Below are 18,088 nucleotides of genomic sequence, written 5' to 3'. Positions count from 1 at the left end.
AGCCCACATATCGGTTGCGCACTCAACGATAGCGTCCGTGCTTCTGCAACACTTCAATCTTGTATCCATCGGGGTCCTGCACAAAGAAAAAGCGAGCCAGCAACGTGCCCTCGCGCTCGAAGGCGACGATATCGCGTGGCGCCAGTCCGGCAGCCTTAAACCGCGCATGCTCGGCATCGAGATCATCCACAGCAACCGCCAGATGACCATAGCCATCGCCCGGATCGTAAGGTTCAGTCCGTCCTTTATTGACAGTCAGCTCGACCTCGAAATCGGCCTCTGAATTGCGCAGGTAAACGAGCGTGAAGCCCTCGAAGTCAAAACGGTCTGCGACATCTAGGCCGAAAGCCGTCTTGTAGAACGCGACCGATTTCTCTTCGTTGACGACGCGGATCATGGTGTGAATGCACTTGGCCAAAATTGTCTCCTGACAGATTGTTTCCTGAGCGCGCCCCGATAGCAGAGTCGCGGGATAATTGTGATGCACACGTCCATTTGTGTGCTATCAAAGATTGATGGCCGGCTTTATGAATGCTAGCTCACGCAAGGTTACATATTTTATTTTCCGGGAGGATCACGTGAACAGACGGCGTTTTGCGATCATTGGAGCAGTTCTTTGCGGGCTTGCCGCCAGCGGTGTGGCGCTTGCACAGCAGCCGCAGTTTTTCCGCATCGGCACCGGCGGCACCGCCGGCACCTACTATCCGATTGGCGGCCTCATCGCCAATGCCATCTCCAATCCACCCGGCTCCCGCGCCTGCGATGAAGGCGGCTCCTGCGGCGTGCCCGGCCTCATCGCCACGGCGCTGTCGGCCAATGGCTCCGTTGCCAATGTGAACGCCATCGCCGGCGGTTCGCTGGAATCCGGTTTCTCGCAGTCGGACGTTGCCACCTGGGCGCACAGCGGCACCGGCATCTGGGAAGACCGCGAGCCGGTCGAGAAGCTGCGCGCCATCGCCAATCTCTACCCCGAGACAATCCACCTCGTCGCCAGCGCCGAAAGCGGCATTGACAGCGTGGACGATCTCGCCGGCAAACGCGTTTCGCTTGATGAGCCAGGCTCCGGAACGCTCGTCGACGCCCGCATCATCCTCAATGCATACGGCCTTTCCGAAGAAGACGTGGAAGCGCATTACCTGAAGCCCGATCAGGCCGCCGAGCGCATGCGCGACGGCGCCATGGACGCCTTCTTCTTTGTCGGCGGCTTCCCGGCCGGCGCCATTGCCGAGCTGGCCAGCCAGCACGACATCACGCTCGTCTCCATTGCCGGCGACGAAGCGGACAAGGTGACTGGCGAGCATGGCTTCTTCGCCGCCAACACCGTTCCCGCCGGCACCTATGAAGGCGTCAATCAGGACGTCACCACGCTTTCGGTCGGTGCCCAGTGGATTACCAGCGCCGACCAGTCGGAAGAACTGATCTACGAGATCACCAAGGCGCTGTGGAACGACAACACCCGCAAGCTTCTGGATGCCGGCCACCTGAAGGGCCGCCAGATCACCGTCGAGACCGCGCTTGACGGTGTCGGCATCCCGCTGCATCCGGGCGCCGAGAAGTTCTATCGTGAAGCGGGTGTCCTGGGCGAGTAACGCCCACCCCACATGAACGCTGAAAACCGGACCCGACCTGTCCCACAGGCCGGGTCCGTGTCGTTCGGCGCTACAAACAGAACGATTTCCAGAGAGGGCAGGCAGGATGGGAAACCCGTCTGAAACCGAACGCGCGGAAGCGCTGACTGAAGAAGAAATGAAGGCGCTTGAAGAGCGTTTTGATTCAGAAATCCGCTTCCGTCCCCTGCCCCGACTGCTTGGCTGGATCGCCGGTGGCGCGCTGTTTGTCCTGTCCTGCTATCACTACTACACGGCAGGCTACGGCATTCCGCAGGCGACAACGCATCGCGGCCTGCATCTCGCATTCACCCTTGCCCTGATCTTCGTCTTCTTCGCCGTGTGGCATCAGCCGCGTGAACCGCGCCGCGGGCTGCTTGCCCCGCTTGGCATGCCCCTTCTCGACTGGGTGTTTGCCATCGCAGGTGCGGTGTCAGCGCTCTACGTCCCCTGGATTTTCAACGAACTGGCCTTCCGCGTCGGCGATCCGCTTCCCATCGATGTCATCATGGGTACGGTGCTGATCGTCGTTCTGCTGGAAGCAACGCGCCGCGCCATGGGCTGGCCCCTGCCCGTGATCGCCCTTCTGTTCATCGCCTATGCCTATTTCGGCCAGTCGATGCCCGGCATTTTCGCCCATCCGGGCGCAAGCTGGGACAACATCGTCAACCATCTCTATCTGACCAGCCAGGGCATCTATGGTACCGCTCTCGGCGTCATCTCGACCTACGTGTTCCATTTCGTTCTGTTCGGCGTCCTCGCCACACGCATCGGCCTTGGTCAGCTTTTCATCGACCTCGCTTCGGCTTGCCGGGCGCTATTCGGGGGGACCGGCCAAGGTGTCGGTTCTCTCCTCAGCTATGCTCGGTTCGATCTCCGGCTCGTCCATTGCCAACACCGTCACCACCGGTTCACTCACCATCCCGGCGATGATCCGCATCGGCTACCCACGCCATTTCGCAGCCGCCGTTGAGGCGGCAAGCTCCACGGGCGGACAGATCACCCCGCCGGTCATGGGCGCGGTCGCCTTTCTCATGATCGAATATCTGGGCGTGCCCCTCACCACCATCTTGACCGCCGCCCTCGTGCCTGCATTCATGCATTTCTTCGGCGTTCTGGTGCAGGTGCACCTGGAAGCGCGACGCCGCGGCCTGCGAGGCCTCACGAAAGACGAGCTTCCAGTCGCCTGGACCGTCTTCAAGGCCGGCTGGCTCACCACGCTCCCACTTTTCGTTCTGGTCGCCATTCTGCTGTCGGGCAAGACCCCGTATCTCGCAGCTTTCTGGGGCATCACAGCCTGCCTTCTCGTCCTCGTCATCCAGAACTTCATCCGTCACGACATCAGGACCGCCATCACCGAAAGCATCCGTGAGACCTGGGAGGGTTTTGTCGTCGGTGCGAAATACTCGCTCTCGGTCACGGCCGCTGCAGCCCTTGTCGGCGTCATCATCGGCGTTGTCACCCTCACCGGCGTCGGCTTCAAGATCGCCTATATGGTCACATCCGTTGCCGCCGGCTGGGCGCAGAGCGTGGCAGACAGCCTCGCATTCCTGCCCTTCGAACTCTTCAGCGTTGCCACGCTCACCCTGCTCTTCACCCTCATCATGACGGCAATCGTCTGCGTGCTGATGGGCTGCGGCATCCCCACCACGGCGAACTACCTGATCATGATCGCCGTCGCAGCCCCGATCCTCAACCTGCTCGGCGTCGAACCGATCGTGGCCCACTTCTTCGTGTTCTATTTCGGCGTTCTGGCAGACATCACCCCGCCGGTGGCGCTGGCGGCCTATGCGGCGGCAGGCATCGCCGGTGCCAACGCCTTCAAGGCCGGCAACACCGCCTTCCGGCTTGGCATGGGCAAGGCGCTGGTGCCGTTCGTCTTCGTCTTTTCTCCCTCCATGCTGCTAGTCACCGACAGCTTCACCTGGAACGAGTTCTTCCTGGCAACTATCGGCGCAATGCTCGGCATCTGGATGCTCTCCGCAGCTTCTCAAACTGGCTTTTCGCACCGCTGCGCGTCTATGAGCGGCTGCTTCTTGCAATCGCCGCCGTCCTCTTTGTCGCACCGGATCTCTATGCCACCCTGGCCGGCGCCATCATCGCTCTTCCGGTGTTTCTGCGACAGATGGCGGGACGCCGGCAAGCGAACGCCTCCAGTTCCTGAAAACCGGAACACACGCCCGTCTTGCCGAGCTGTTGAAAGCTGATTACGCTTCCCCCCGCCCTTTTCTGCATGGAGAGCAGATAAGGGCGGGAGGAAATTTATGCTGTCTGACGAGACAAACAGCTTGGCACCGCTCGATGCCTTCCAGGCTGGTGTGCGCAACGTGTGCGGGCAGTTTCTGGTGTCGCCGCCAGATGGCGCACGCGACATGCGCGGGCTCATCACATTGAAACAGCGCCAGGCGCTGGCTGTGGCGGTCGTGCGCAACAGCGCCGCGCGCATCAATCGGGACTGGCGCTGCATCCGGCAGGATTCCGCCGAGCACCTCTTTCTGGTTCTGCAGAAATCGGGACATTCGGTCATGCGGCAGGGCGATGCCGATGTGCGGCTTGCGCCGGGCGACTTCATCATGATCGATTCGGCCTATCCTTCGCGCTTTCTCTATGGCGACAGCGGCAGCCTGCAGTATTCCGTGCACCTGAACCGCTCCGAATTTGCCCACCGTTTCGGCACCGCGGCCCTTGGCGGCTGCCCGATCCCGGGCTCCACCGAGATCGGCATGGCCCTTCGCGCCACCATCGACCGCCTCGTCAATTCCGAGGACGCCGCCGCGCAGCAACACTTCATCGGCGAAGCCTTCTTCAATCTGATGGGCGCCTATCTCTGCGGTCTTGAAGCCGGCGCTCTGGCCTCCGCCCGAACCAGCGATGAACTGCTTGTCACCAAGGCACGTGCCTATATCCGCCAGCGCTTCCGCGATCCCGCGTGCACACCAGCCAGCGTCGCATCCGCCATGGGGGTCAGCCTGCGCGCCCTGCAGCGCCGGTTCCAGGCTGCGGGCTTGTCCCTGTCCGAGTGCCTTATCGCCACACGGCTCGATTATGTCTGCAACCGTCTTATGGCCCAGAAGAGTGCCGGCACTTCGGAGCGCATTTCCACCATCGCCTTTGACGCAGGTTTCAACGACCTGTCCTATTTCAATCGCCAGTTCCGGGCGCGTTTCAGGGTCCCGCCCGGCGAATACCGCCTTCACGCAGCGACGTCATCGGCCAAGAACCCGACGCAATAGTCCAAGACCGTTGGCCGAATGCGCCTCCACTATGACCGATTGATGCCGCCTGAAATGCGGCGCTATCGGGAGGAGGAAGACAATGGCCGATACGGCAAAGGAAGCGACCAGCGATCCGTTCCACAACATCATCAACGGGCGTGCGACGCCGGGCGCAGAGACGTTTCCCGTTCTCGATCCGGCCAATGGCGCACTGGTCGGCCATATGCCGCTCGGCACGCCGGGTGACCTTGATGATGCCGTAGAAGCCGCACGCAATGCATTCCCGGGCTGGGCCGCCACCAGCGATGCGGACCGAAAGGCCGCCTGCCTGAAGATCGCCGACCTGCTCGAACAGGCGATCCCGGAGCTTGCGCCACTTCTGACGGCGGAACAGGGCAAGCCCATTGGCGGCTTCGGCTCGCAGTGGGAAATCGGAGCCGCCGCCGCTTGGACACGGCATACCGCAAGCCTCGAACTGCCGGTCTCCGTCCTGCAGGACAACAATGAGGGCCGCGTGGAGGTTCACCGCAAGCCCATTGGCTTAGTCGGCTCCATCACGCCGTGGAACTTCCCGGTGTTGATCGCCGCCTGGCACATCATTCCCGCCGTGCGCGCCGGCAATTGCGTGGTCATCAAGCCCTCGCCCAACACGCCGCTCGCCACGATCCGTTTCGTCGAGATCATCAACGAGGTGCTGCCGGCCGGCGTGGTCAACATCGTGTGTGGCGCAGATGAAATCGGCGCCGCCATGTCCGCCCATCCCGGCATCGACAAGATGGTTTTCACCGGCTCCACCGGCACTGGCCGCAAGATCATGGCCTCGGCTGCCGAAACAGTGAAGCGCCTGACGCTGGAACTCGGCGGCAATGATGCGGCCATCGTGCTGCCCGATGTCAATCCGCAGGCGGTCGCCGAAGGGCTCTTCTGGGGCGCGTTCCTCAACAACGGCCAGACCTGCGCCTGCATCAAGCGGCTCTATGTGCATGACAGCATCTATGACGCCGTCTGCGATGCACTCTCGGCACTCGCCGCCGCCATTCCCATGGGCGACGGACGGCAGGATGGGGTCGCCCTCGGCCCGGTGCAAAACGCCATGCAGTTTGAGCGCGTGAAAGAGCTGGTCGAGGAGGCAAGAGCTTCCGGCGCGCGCATTCTCACCGGCGGCGCGCCCTCCGGCGGACCCGGCTATTTCTACCCCGCCACCATCGTCGCCGATGCCGAGCACGGCATGCGCCTTGTCGATGAAGAGCAGTTCGGCCCGGTTCTGCCGGTCATCCGCTACACGGATGTGGAGGCGGTGATCGCACGCGCAAACGACAACCCGAACGGGCTTGGCGGCTCGGTCTGGTCGCAGGACACCGAACGCGCGAAGGCGCTGGCGCTGCAACTCGAATGCGGCACCGCATGGATCAACAAGCACGGCATGATCCAGCCCAACGCCCCCTTTGGCGGCATCAAGCAATCCGGCGTCGGCGTGCAGTTCGCCGAGGCGGGGCTGATGGAGAACACCGTCGGCCAGACCCTGATCATGTAACGGCACGGTTCAAGAGGAGGAGACACGATGAATAGACACTTATCCGCCACCTGCGCGGCCATGGCGCTGACCGTCTTATGCGGCGGCGCTCTGGCTCACCCACTGGACGGCCTGTCGAAAGAGGAGATCGCAGAGGTCGTCACCATCATGAAATCCGATGACCGGATTTCCGACGAGGCCCGCTTTCCGCTGATCGAGCTGAAAGAACCGGAAAAGGCCGACGTGCTTGCCTGGAAAGAAGGCGATGAAGGCCCCCGCGCCGCCACCGTCCACGTCATCTCGGGCGACGAGACCTACAAGGCCGAGGTCAATCTCGTTTCCGGTGAAATCAGCGATTTCGGGGCCATTGGCGGCCAGCACATGGTGCTTCTGGAAGAATTCATCGGGGCCATGGATCTGGCCCTTTCCGACGAAAACTTCGTCGCCGCCCTCGCAAAGCGCGATCTGGAGCCCGGCGACGTGTTCTGCCTGCCGCTGACGGCCGGCTCGTTCGACATGGAGGCGGAAGCCGGCCAGCGCCTGATGAAGGTGCCCTGCTATGTCAATCCAACCGGCTCCAACTTCTACGCCAAGCCCATTGAGGGGCTTTACGCCGTGGTCGATCTCGCCGGCAAATCCGTGGTCGAGGTGATCGACAATGGCGTCGTCCCGGTGCCGCAGGATGCCTGGGGCTACATGGAAGAAGAGGTCGAGGCGCGCACGGGCGCGTTGCGGCCGGAAAGTAATCCCGCCACGCTGCGCCAGGAAGGCGATCCCAACTTCACCATCGACGGCAGCATGGTGAACTGGGACATCTGGCGCTTCCGCTGGCGCGTCGACAAACGCCCCGGCGTGGTTCTCTCCAACATCGAGGTCAATGATCGCGACGACTGGCGCTCTGTGCTCTATCAGGCCCATCTGTCGGAAGTCTTCGTGCCTTATATGGACCCGGACGAAGGCTGGTACTGGCGCACCTATATGGACAGCGGCGAATATGGTTTCGGCATCTTCCTGAGCCCGCTGCGCGCGGGCGTGGACTGCCCCGCCTATGCGCGCTTCCTGCCCGCCACCGTGCATGACGATCTGGGCAACCCGATCGAAATCCCGGATGCGTTATGCATCTTCGAGCGCAATATCGGCGATCCCGCCTGGCGGCATTATGAGATCTTCGCCCAGAGCGAAGAACAGTCCGTGCCGGCGGAAGGCCGCCCGGCAACCGAACTGGTCGTGCGTTCCGCCTCGCAGGTGGGCAATTACGACTATCTCATCGACTATGTGTTCGAGCAGAACGGACGCATCCGCGTGATGGTCGGCGCAACCGGCCTCGATGCGGTGAAGGGTGTCGCCTCCACCTCCATGGAGGACGCAACCGCCGAACAGGAAACCCGCTACGGCACGCTGATCGTGCCCAATCTGGTCGCGCCCAATCACGACCATTTCTTCAACTTCCGGCTCGATTTCGACATTGACGGTCAGGACAATGTCTTCATGCGCACCGGCCTCGTGAAGGGCGACATGCCCGATGGCGTGCCGCGCCGCTCCATGTGGGTGACCGAGGCAAAAATGCCGAAGACCGAAATGGAAGCGCGCTATCGCGTGAACCCGGCAACACCGGCCATGTATCACATCATGAACATGGGCCGGAAAATCGGCGTCGGCCATGCGCCGGGCTACATGATCCTGCCGCAGAACAGCGTCGCCTACAGCCCGCTGGACACGGAGAACGATCCGCCCGCAAAGCGCAACGCCTATATCGACTACACGTTCTGGAACACGCCCTATGTGGCCAGCGAACGCTATGCCGGCGGCGAATACGCTTTCCAGAGCGACGGGTCGGACACGCTGGCCGAATGGGTGAAGCAGGACCGCAGCATCGACAACACCGACATCGTGACCTGGTACACGATGGGCTTCCATCATGTGCCGCAGATGGAGGACTGGCCGGTCATGTCGACCATGTGGAAGGGCATCACGCTAAAACCCTACAACTTCTTCCCGCACAATCCGGCGCTCACCGTGCGACTGCCCAAATAGGCTGAATACGAACCGCAGAAACGGAAAGAGGCGCGACCGAAAGGCCGCGCCTCTTTTGTTCAGTTCGTATGGGTTATTGTTCGGCGCCGATGGCGTCGAGACCGGCGCGGGCGCAGGTGGCGTCAATGTCGCCCGAAGGCGCGCCGCCAACACCGATGCCCGCCACCAGAGCGCCACCGATGCGCACCGGCAGACCACCGGCCTGGATCACCAGACGGGAATCCATGTCGCGCAGGCCGTCATTCTGCGGGTTCTCGCCGATGAAGTTCGCCAGACCAGCCGTGTCACGGCCAAGGCTTGCGGAGGTGAAGGCCTTGCCGACGCTGCTGCCGGTCGTGTGCGGGCCGGAATTGTCGGCTTTCACGAGAACCTTGGTTGCACCGCTGCGCTCCACCACGGCAACGCTGACCGCATAACCTTCTGCGGCACAGGCGTCGAGTGCAGCCTGAGCAGCCTTCTGCGCCATGTCGAGCGGCAGGTAAGGGGCGGTCGGCAGGTCCTGAGCCGAAACGGCGGTCGCGGCCAGAAGCGAGGCGGAAAGAACAATCGAACGGATCATCGGGAACTCCTTGGGTTTGGATGATCCGTTTCTAGCAAGCTGCCCCGCTCCACCGCATCGGTAGCGCTGGCGGGGGGCTCCGTAGTTCTACGGATGCCTGTTCGCCTGCAGCCAGAGCCGCGTCATTTCCGCCGCCGATGTCGTACCGAGCTTTGCGCCGATGGAAGCGCGATGGCTTTCCACCGTGCGTGGCGAAACGGCCATGGAAGCGGCAATTTCCTTGGTGGTGAAGCCGCCGGCAATGCGCTCCAGAACCTCGCTTTCACGGCCCGTCAGGCTCGCCAGAAGATCCGCCGTTTCGGCGCGTTCAGCCGCTTCCCGCTCAGAGCGGTCCAGCATGTCCTGCGCCTTCTGGATGGCGTCGATCAGATCCTGCTCATCCACGGGCTTGCTCAGAAAATCCACCGCCCCGTTGCGGAAAGCCCGCCGGCAGGCCTCGATGTCACCATGCCCGCTGATCACAATGGTTGGCCAGCCGACACCGAGCGCAAGCAGGCGCTCCTGCAGTTTCAGACCCGAAATCACCGGCATGCGGATATCAAGAACAAGACAGCCCGGCGGCAGTTTTTCCAACGCGGCGAGGAAGGATTCAGGGCCGGAAAACGCCTTCACCTCCACACCAACCGTGCTCAGAAGCAGGACCAGCGCCCGGCGCACCGCCTCATCGTCATCCACCAGATAGACAGGCCTGCTCATGCGGCAATCTCCACCTTCGCACGCCCGTCCACGAGGGGCAGGCAAACCCGAAACCAGGCGCCCTTCCGCGAAGACCTGAGTTCGATGTCGCCGTCCATCCGCTCCACCAGCCGCTGTGAGAGTGCGAGCCCCAGGCCCGTGCCGTGATCCTTGCCGGTAACAAAGGGCTCGAATATCTGGGCACGGATTTCAGGATCGACGCCTGGGCCGTTATCGCGCAGGTCGAGGACTGCCAGACCCGCCTCCCTGCTGCTTTCAACGACCACCTCACCCCGGGTCCCCGGCGCGTTGTCCAGAGCTTCGAATGCATTGCGAACGAGATTGAAAATCACCTGTTCCAGTTCCGTCTGGTCGGCACGCACCGGGAGAGGCCCGTTCCCGAGCATCAGTTTCAGAACCACCGCACGCCTGCGCGCTTCTGGCAGAAGGAGTGCTTCCACACCGCTGATCGCCGCATTCAGATCCGTCACCGCAGACGGGTTGCCGCGCACCGGCCTGATCCATTGACGCAGATGGGCGAGAATATCCGCGCCCCGCCGCGCCTGTGCGATCAGTTCGTCAAGCACCGAAGCGACAGCCCCCGTGTCACCATTGCCCAGAAGCCGCTTACCGGCCTGCGCCTGACTCAAGATGGCGGTCAGCGGTTGTGTGAGTTCATGGGTGATCCCGCTTGCCATTTCACCCAGCGCATTGACACGGGAAGCATGCGCCAGCCGCGTTTCCTGTGCGCTCAGTTGCGCCGCCTGTTCTGCCTGACGTCGCCGCGCCCATTGCTGCCAGAGGACCACGCCGGCCAGAAACACTGCCGACATCATGATGAGAGCCGGCGCCAGTTTCGCAGGGGGCATCAGCACTGCCAGGGTCTGCGGAATCGCGACCTCAAGAACGAGCGGCTGCGAAGCGCTTCCCAGTCTCTGCGCAAAAGCCGGGTCGCTTTCGATTTCCTCCCCCGCCAGCAGCGTACCATCCGGCAGCGTCAGGGAAAAACTGACGGACGGTTCCAGCCAGAAATCCCGGTCAGATTCCAGCAGCCCCTGTGCATCTATGTCCAGCGACAGACCAAAACGTGCCGCAGCCGTATTCGGGCTCCGCTTGACGAGCAGGTAGCGGCCCGGCGCGCCAGGTGTCGGTCGCAAAACAAGCGCGCCATCGGACGCCAGTGCCGCCCTCCGGACCATGTCATCGACGGCCGGATCGACACTGTCTCGTGTGGTCACGCCCGTCTCACCTGCATTGAGGGGAACAAGGTCTATCGCCACAATGCGTGGATAAAATCGATGGATCGTCCCCGCCACTTCCAGAAAGAGATCGAAGCGGCTTTCTCCGCCGGCAACCGCTACCGCCGAGAGAGCGGTCAGGTGCGCGTCATGCTGGTCGGCACGCTGAGAGGCAACGCTGTGCAGCACCCGGCTTTCAGCCGCGAGTTCCGAAAGCAGCTGCCAGCGCTCGTTTGCCACAACGGCCGCGACCGTTAGAAGCGCCAGCACCAGCCACACACCGACGAGCCACAGGGGCCGGTCGCCTTGGGCGTTTCTGTCGGTGGCGTTCTGGTTCATCCGCGCGATTTTGAGGAACAATCCGCCTTTTGCAAGTCATTGCGCCGGAAACATCTCGTCAATGATGCCGGCCAGGTGCCGCACTGCAGCGCTCGCACCGGTGCCGCGCCACGCAAACCCGATCTCGATTTCGGGTTGCTGTTCCGCAAGCCGGAAATAGGCGACCCCCGGTCGGATCAGCCGTCGCATCGTGCTCGGCACGAACGCGATGCCAAGCCCGCTGGAAACGAGATTGATGATCGTCTGCATCTGCACGGCCTGCTGTCCCGGAACGGGCGCCGCGTCACGCTCGGCATAGTAGCGTGTGACGAGATCGTGCAGCACCGGCGCGCTATGGCGTGGAAACAGGATGACCGGCAGATCGCGCAGCGCGTTGAAGTCGAGCTTTCCGCCGCGCGGCACCACACGTCCGGAAATCACCCATTCCTCCGGCACCGCCACCACCAGCCTGTCCGTTTCCACCGGCCGATACCGCAGAGGCGAGTGCAATGCGCCGCGCGGCGGAGCGATGATGATGCCGGCATCGAGGGCACCATCGAGCAGTTCGGCGATCTGCACGTCGCTCGTCGCTTCGTTCAACACCAGCTCGACCTCGGGAAACCGTTCCTTGAAGCGGCGCACGAGCTTCGGCAGGAAGCTGTAGCTTACGAAGCTAATGAAGGAGAGACGCACGCGGCCGATCTCGCCGCGCGAAAGCCGACGCGCCACCCGCGGCAGTTCGGACGCCTCTTCCAGAACCCGCCGCGCATGGGGCAGCCACTCGTGCCCGACCGGCGTCAGCGTCACGCTGCGCCGTGTCCGCTCAAAAAGTGTCAGGCCCAGAACCGCCTCCAGCGCCTGTATGCTCTGGCTGAGCGGCGGCTGAGTCATGCCCAGACGTTCGGCCGCGCGACCGAAATGCAGTTCCTCGGCAACCGCGACGAAATGCCGAATCTGGCGAATATCCATGCCATCTCATATGTGAATTGAATTAATCTGATATTATAAATATATTTCTCATATCAGCAAACACTCCCTAGCCTGACTTCTCAGCGGTGTTGGCCACTGAGGAGAAAGCATGCCAGCGAACGACCGGTCAAAAACCATCACCCAGGGCATCGAGCGCTCGCCCAACCGCGCTATGTACTATGCGCTCGGCTATCGGGACGAAGATTTTTCGCGTCCGATGATCGGCATCGCCAACGGCCATTCCACCATCACGCCGTGCAATGCAGGCCTCCAGCCCTTGGCAGACGCCGCCGTGGAAGCCGTGCGGGAAGCCGGCGGAAATCCGCAGACCTTCGGCGTGCCGACCATCTCCGACGGCATGTCCATGGGCACCGAAGGCATGAAATACTCGCTGGTCTCACGCGAAGTCATCGCCGATTGTGTCGAAACCACCGTTCAGGGCCAGTGGATGGATGGTGTACTTGTCATCGGCGGCTGCGACAAAAACAAGCCCGGCGGCATGATCGGCATTGCCCGCGCCAATGTCCCCGCGATCTACGTCTACGGCGGCACCATCCTTCCCGGCAGGTTAAACGGCCAGGACCTCAATCTCGTTTCCGCCTTCGAAGCCGTCGGCGCGCTCAGGGCCGGTAAAATCAGCCGCGATGAGTTCGACGCCATCGAACGCAACGCCATCCCCGGCACAGGTGCCTGTGGCGGCATGTACACGGCCAACACGATGAGCTCGTCTTTCGAGGCGCTCGGCATGTCCCTGCTCGGCTCTTCCACCATGGCAAATATCCATGAGGAAAAGCGCCAGTCCGCTGCCCGCTCGGCCCACGTCCTGCTCGATGCCGTGCGCGCGGGCAGGAAACCCCGCGACATCATCACCCGCCGTAGCGTGGAAAACGCCATCGCACTCGTGATGGCAACGGGTGGCTCCACAAACGCTGTCCTGCACTATCTCGCCATCTGCCGCGCTGCAGAGGTCGAGTGGACGCTTGACGATTTCGAGCGCATCCGGCGCAAAGTACCGGTTCTCTGCGATCTCAAACCGTCCGGCCGCTACATGGCCGTCGATCTCCACCGCGCTGGCGGCGTGCCACAGGTTTTGAAGATCCTGCTCGAGGCCGGACTTCTCAACGGCGATTGCATGACGATCACCGGGCAAAGCCTCGAGGAAGAACTGAAGGGCATACCAGCAATTCCGCCATCGGATCAGGATGTCATTCGCCCCATCGAGGCACCGCTCTACGCTGAGGGTCATCTCGCGATTCTGAAAGGCAACCTTGCTGAAGACGGTGCTGTCGCCAAGATCACTGGCCTCAAATCCGCCAGCATCACCGGCCCTGCCCGCGTCTTTGAAGATGAGCAATCGGCCATGGATGCGATCCTGAGCGGCCGGATCCACCCGGGCGATGTCATGGTTTTGCGTTATCTCGGACCGAAAGGTGGCCCCGGCATGCCGGAGATGCTTGCCCCCAGTTCCGCCCTGATCGGGCGCGGGCTCGGCGAGAAGGTGGGGCTTATTACAGATGGCCGCTTTTCCGGCGGCTCCTGGGGCCTTCTCGTCGGCCATGTTACCCCCGAAGCCTGTGACGGCGGCACGATTGCCCTTGTCGAGGAAGGCGACACGATCACCATCGACGCCAGCCGCCGCCTGCTTCAACTGAACGTCGACGACGAGGAACTCGCACGTCGGCGTGCCAACTGGCGCCAGCCCGAACCACGCTACCGCAACGGCGTTTTGGCCAAATTCGCAAAACTTGCTGGTCCTGCAAACACTGGCGCATTGACTGAATAGGCTGGATGCGCCAGACGCTTTCAGTGAATGGGAGACCTAAATCGCAACGAAATTCCACGACGGGAGAGAGACATGAAATTTTCAGCAAGAAACACGGGGCCGTTAGCGGCACTTGTAACCGCGCTTGGCATTTTTGCCGGCGTATCGGCCGCTCAGGCCCAGCAGGAAATCAAGATCGGCTATGCGCTCGCGCCGACCTCGCATTATGGCGTGGCAGCCGAGAAATGGCAGGAAGTGGTCGAGGCGAACACTGACGGGCGCTATTCCTTCCGTCACTTCCCCTCCTCCGGCCTCGGCGGCGAACGCGAGGTGATCGAAGGGCTACAGATCGGCACGATCGAGGCCACGATCGTTTCCTCCGGCACGCTCAGCAACTTCGTGCCCGAGACCGGTGTGTTCGACATCCCTTTCCTGTTCCGTGACCTCACCCACGCGCGCAATGTGCTTGATGGCGAGATTGGCCAGAGCATCCTCGCAAAGTTTGATGATGTCGGCCTCGTCGCGCTCGCCTGGGGCGAACAGGGCTTCCGCCATATCACCAACAACCGCAACACCATCGGCAAACCCGATGACGTTGCCGGCCTCAAGCTGCGCACGATGGAAAACCCGATCCACATCACCGCGTTCGAAACGCTGGGTGCCGCTCCCACGCCGATGGCATGGCCCGAGGTCATCTCGTCGCTCCAGCAAGGCACGATCGACGGTCAGGAAAACCCGCTTTCCGTTATCACCTCGGCCAAGCTCTCCGAGGTCCAGAAGTATCTGACGCTCTCCGGTCATGTCTATTCGCCGGCCATGCTTCTCGTCTCCCGCCAGCTCTGGGACGGTATGTCGGATGAAGACAGGAAAGCATTCGAGGAAGGGGCGACAGAAGCCGTCAAGGCCATGCGCGCCTATGTCGACAATGTCGAAACCTCCGGCGTCAAGCAGCTCAAGGAAGAGGGCATGGAAATCGGCGAGCTGACCGCCGAGCAGAAAGCCGCCTTCCAGCAGGCCGTCCAGCCCGCTTATGAAAAATACTATGAGCAGTACGACAAGGCGCTGATCGATCAGATCATCGCGACCGAATAAGGTCTATGTGTCTGAAACTCCGGGCAGCAGTCCATGCGGCGGCTGCCCGGAGTTTTGCTTCCTGCCGTTTTTTGAGCAATTGCCGGTTCCCACGCTTGATCATGTTGGTCTAAACAGGATGCGATCAACACGCTGCGGTGCCCCCGGGCATCCAGGTCGGGGAGGATCAGTGAAAACATTTGAGCGATATTTCGTAGCCCTGAACAAATGGGCTCTGGTGCTGCTGCTCGGCGCCATGGCGGTGATCGTGTTCGCCAATGTATCGCTGCGCTATCTCACGAATTTCTCCATCACCTGGTCAGAGGAAGTCGCCCGCTACCTGATGATCTGGATGACCTTCATCGGTGCCGGCCTCGCCCTGCGCACCGGCGGCCATGTCGCCGTTGGCAATTTCCAGGAAATGCTCGGCACAAATGGCCAGCGCGCCGTACGCGTCCTGATCCTGTGTCTGCTTCTGGCATTCTTCTCGATCATGATCTGGATGGGCCTGAATTATATGGATCGCGCCCGATTCCAGCTGACGCCGGCAACCCGCGTTTCCTTCAGCTACATCTATGCCGCCATGCCGATCGGCTTTGGCCTCCTCATCGTGCATCTGCTTCTTGTCGCCCGCTCCTTCGTGATGGAAAACCGGTTTGCTGAAGTGGAAACCGACACGCCATCCGCCGCACTTGCCGAAAGCGGCGACACCCACATTGCAGCCAACCGGGAATAGACGGCCGTGGCGCTGATACTCTTTGCTTCCTTCTTCGCCCTTCTGATCATCGGCATGCCGGTGGCTTTCTCGCTGGCGCTTGCCGTCTGGGCGGCAATCAGCCTGGGCAGCACCTATCCGCAGATCGTCATCGTCAAGGAGATGTTTTCCGGGCTCGACAGTTTCCCGCTCATGGCGGTGCCGTTCTTCATCCTGGCAGCCGAGCTGATGTCGAGCGGTGCCATGACGCAGATTCTCCTGCGCTTTGCATCACAGTTCGTGGGTCATTTCCGCGGCGGGCTGGGCTACGCCAATGTGGTCTCGTCCACCATGTTCGCCGGCATCTCGGGTTCTGCCCTCGCCGACGCCGCCGGACCCGGCGCCATGATGATCCGCATGATGGAGAAGGATGGATACGACAAATCCTATGCCAGCGCGCTGACCGCCTCCGCGTCGGTCGTCGGGCCCATCATCCCGCCATCAATCATCATGATCCTTTACGCAATGCAGGATGAAAATGTCTCCGTGATCGCCCTGTTCATGGCCGGCATCATTCCCGGCATCCTGATCTCGCTCTCCATGGCCGCGACCAACTGGTATGTCTGCCGCAGGCGTGGCTTCAGAAGCAGTTCGCCGCGCCCGTCCCTGCGCGAGATGATGCGCACCAGTTTTCAGGCGCTGCCTGCTATCTTCCTCATCGTGCTCATCATCGGGGGCATCCGCAGCGGGCTGTTCACGCCGACCGAAGCCTCGGTGGTGGCGGTTTTCTATGCGCTCCTGTGCGGCATGTTCATCTACCGCTCGTTGCGGCTCCGCGACCTGCCGGACATTCTCTTTCGTTCAGCGCTGGTCACCGTCGCCATTCTGCTGATCCTCGCTGCCGCGCGAGCGTTCGCCTGGATCATCATTATCGAGGGCATCCCCCAGGCCATTGCTTCAACGATTGTCGCCTGGGAACTGAGCCCGGTTCTGTTCCTGCTGGCGGTCAACCTGCTGCTGCTCGCCTTCGGTCTGTTCATGGATCCGCTGCCCGGTGTCATGATCCTTGTGCCGATCCTTGGCCCCATAGCCTACTCGCTGGGCATCGACCCGATCCATTTCGCCATCGTCGTGATCGTCAACCTCACGCTCGGCCTTCTCACCCCGCCGGTGGGTGCATTGCTTTTTGTCGTGTCTTCAGCGGTCAAGATACGCGTCAGCGAGATGATCCGGGAGATGCCGCCCTTCCTGGTCGTGCATCTGGTTGTCCTGCTCGCCCTGACCTTTATCCCGGCGCTATCCACCTGGCTGCCGCGCCTCAGCGGCTACTGAATCTGGAGACGGATCAGTCGACCAAAACGTCGGGCTCGAGCTTGCCCGCCGGCGCCCCGAGATCGCTCATGAACACCCCGCCGGCAGAGGCAGCATCCGAACTGTCCGGGTCCACGCCAATAGATGCCGATGTCACCAGGAGCCTGTCCGCCTGCGGCCCGACAAAGGCCGGACAGGTGGTGAGTGCCGCCGGCAGGTCAATCTTGCGAAGCAGCAAGCCACCCGGCGAATAGACCTCCACGCCATGGCCGCCCCATCGCGCCACCCAGAGATTGCCTTCGGCATCGACCACAGCACCGTCGGGCTCTCCGTCGCGCGATGGCGCGGCAAATGCTGACGGCTCGCCAACCGGCAGCCCCGTCTGTGGGTCGAGTGAAACCTGCCTGATCTGAAGTGTCGGCGTGTCCGTGAAATATCCCACACTGCCATCGGGCGAAAAACAGATCGCATTGGTAACGGTAATACCGGAATAGAGCCGTTTCACCTCGCCCCTGCGATACCAATAGATCGATCCCGCGCCCTTTTCAGCATTCTTGCCCATCGTGCCGATCCAGAATGCCCCGCTGGGATGCACACGGGAATCGTTGGAACGGGTCTGCGGATTGTCCGCTTCCAGCGGGCGGTGAAGGCTCAGGCTGCCATCCGCGACATTGCGCAGATAAAGGCCGCTCTCCGTCACGAGCAATTGCCGGTTGTCATCGACACGGGCAAGCGCGGAGGAGAGCTCCGGCAATATGTGCCGGCGCGTCACGCCATCAGCGAAGCAGTGCTCGAACAGAGCCTTTTCCAGAATGTCAAACCACCAGACCGTGTCGCTATGTCTGTCGTAAGTCGGCCCCTCACCGAGTACACAGCGTTCCCCCTCCAGGCGTGTCCAGACTTCCCGTGCCACCGGCTTCCCTCCCTCATAGTCTCTGACAATGGCTGCCATAGCCCCCTTTGACGCCGGGGTTCAAGAAGCATTCCGATGAGGTGATGACTGATCATTCGATCACATTTTTGCGATCAGGGCACGTTTCACGGCGCGAACCGGTGCCTGCATATTGATATGCCGGGCGCGATAAGCATAAAAATTCAGTTGGGGGCCTGTCCATCAAGGCA

14 protein-coding genes and 1 pseudogene are annotated in these 18,088 nt (G+C 61.9%); 9 read left to right on the top strand and 6 right to left on the bottom strand.

Annotation, left to right across the window (positions count from 1 at the left end; all coding sequences use genetic code 11):
- Positions 1 to 22: 22 nt before the first annotated feature.
- Complete coding sequence (locus JCM21793_RS00990) at positions 23 to 418, bottom strand: VOC family protein (protein ID WP_007007034.1); 396 nt, start codon at positions 416 to 418, stop codon at positions 23 to 25.
- Between the two features lie 160 nt (positions 419 to 578).
- On the opposite strand from JCM21793_RS00990, the gene JCM21793_RS00985 reads away from it, so the two are divergent.
- From JCM21793_RS00985 to JCM21793_RS00965, 5 genes and pseudogenes are all read left to right on the top strand, one after another.
- Entirely contained in the window at positions 579 to 1,589 is a 1,011-nt protein-coding gene (locus JCM21793_RS00985; protein WP_025029177.1) for a TAXI family TRAP transporter solute-binding subunit, read from the top strand.
- 106 nt (positions 1,590 to 1,695) lie between these two features.
- Positions 1,696 to 3,771: pseudogene (locus JCM21793_RS23415) on the top strand (TRAP transporter permease).
- Positions 3,772 to 3,871: 100 nt separating this feature from the next.
- The gene (locus tag JCM21793_RS00975; RefSeq protein WP_025029176.1) at positions 3,872 to 4,840 is read left to right on the top strand and encodes a helix-turn-helix domain-containing protein; all 969 of its coding nucleotides are present in this window, start codon (positions 3,872 to 3,874) and stop codon (positions 4,838 to 4,840) included.
- Positions 4,841 to 4,922: 82 nt separating this feature from the next.
- Complete coding sequence (locus JCM21793_RS00970; protein ID WP_025029175.1) at positions 4,923 to 6,356, top strand: aldehyde dehydrogenase family protein; 1,434 nt, start codon at positions 4,923 to 4,925, stop codon at positions 6,354 to 6,356.
- A gap of 27 nt (positions 6,357 to 6,383) precedes the next feature.
- Complete coding sequence (locus JCM21793_RS00965) at positions 6,384 to 8,369, top strand: copper amine oxidase (protein ID WP_025029174.1); 1,986 nt, start codon at positions 6,384 to 6,386, stop codon at positions 8,367 to 8,369.
- Positions 8,370 to 8,442: 73 nt separating this feature from the next.
- Here the strand turns inward: JCM21793_RS00965 and JCM21793_RS00960 are convergent, their stop codons facing one another.
- The 4 genes from JCM21793_RS00960 to JCM21793_RS00945 all read right to left on the bottom strand — a co-directional run bounded on the left by JCM21793_RS00960 (position 8,443) and on the right by JCM21793_RS00945 (position 12,128).
- Entirely contained in the window at positions 8,443 to 8,928 is a 486-nt protein-coding gene (locus tag JCM21793_RS00960; RefSeq protein WP_025029173.1) for a GlcG/HbpS family heme-binding protein, read from the bottom strand.
- 87 nt (positions 8,929 to 9,015) lie between these two features.
- Positions 9,016 to 9,624 carry a response regulator transcription factor gene (locus tag JCM21793_RS00955; RefSeq protein ID WP_025029172.1) on the bottom strand — a complete coding sequence of 203 codons (609 nt, stop codon included), beginning with the start codon at positions 9,622 to 9,624 and terminating at the stop codon, positions 9,016 to 9,018.
- Complete coding sequence (locus tag JCM21793_RS00950; RefSeq protein WP_025029171.1) at positions 9,621 to 11,201, bottom strand: sensor histidine kinase; 1,581 nt, start codon at positions 11,199 to 11,201, stop codon at positions 9,621 to 9,623. Before JCM21793_RS00950 ends, JCM21793_RS00955 begins: the two co-directional genes overlap by 4 nt.
- Before the next feature lie 15 nt (positions 11,202 to 11,216).
- Positions 11,217 to 12,128 (bottom strand): LysR family transcriptional regulator, encoded by a 912-nt coding sequence (locus tag JCM21793_RS00945; protein WP_007007041.1) that lies wholly within the window; start codon positions 12,126 to 12,128, stop codon positions 11,217 to 11,219.
- A 109-nt stretch (positions 12,129 to 12,237) separates the two neighbouring features.
- On the opposite strand from JCM21793_RS00945, the gene ilvD reads away from it, so the two are divergent.
- From ilvD to JCM21793_RS00925, 4 genes are all read left to right on the top strand, one after another.
- The gene (gene ilvD / locus JCM21793_RS00940; RefSeq protein WP_025029170.1) at positions 12,238 to 13,911 is read left to right on the top strand and encodes a dihydroxy-acid dehydratase; all 1,674 of its coding nucleotides are present in this window, start codon (positions 12,238 to 12,240) and stop codon (positions 13,909 to 13,911) included.
- Positions 13,912 to 13,983: 72 nt separating this feature from the next.
- Positions 13,984 to 14,982, top strand: coding sequence for a TRAP transporter substrate-binding protein (locus tag JCM21793_RS00935; protein WP_025029169.1), 999 nt, complete (start codon positions 13,984 to 13,986; stop codon positions 14,980 to 14,982).
- Between the two features lie 169 nt (positions 14,983 to 15,151).
- Positions 15,152 to 15,697 (top strand): TRAP transporter small permease, encoded by a 546-nt coding sequence (locus tag JCM21793_RS00930; protein WP_025029168.1) that lies wholly within the window; start codon positions 15,152 to 15,154, stop codon positions 15,695 to 15,697.
- Positions 15,698 to 15,703: 6 nt separating this feature from the next.
- A complete protein-coding gene (locus JCM21793_RS00925) occupies positions 15,704 to 16,987 on the top strand; it encodes a TRAP transporter large permease (protein ID WP_025029167.1) in 1,284 nt (427 codons plus the stop codon).
- Between the two features lie 13 nt (positions 16,988 to 17,000).
- On the opposite strand, the gene JCM21793_RS00920 is transcribed toward JCM21793_RS00925, so the two are convergent.
- A complete protein-coding gene (locus JCM21793_RS00920) occupies positions 17,001 to 17,918 on the bottom strand; it encodes an SMP-30/gluconolactonase/LRE family protein (protein WP_025029166.1) in 918 nt (305 codons plus the stop codon).
- Between the last annotated feature and the right edge of the window lie 170 nt (positions 17,919 to 18,088).

This window comes from Nitratireductor aquibiodomus NL21 = JCM 21793 (genome assembly GCF_000615975.1).
In the GTDB taxonomy this organism is placed as follows: Bacteria; Pseudomonadota; Alphaproteobacteria; order Rhizobiales; family Rhizobiaceae; genus Nitratireductor; species Nitratireductor aquibiodomus.
Note: the sequence above shows the minus strand (reverse complement) of the source record. Positions and strands in the feature narration are given on the sequence as shown.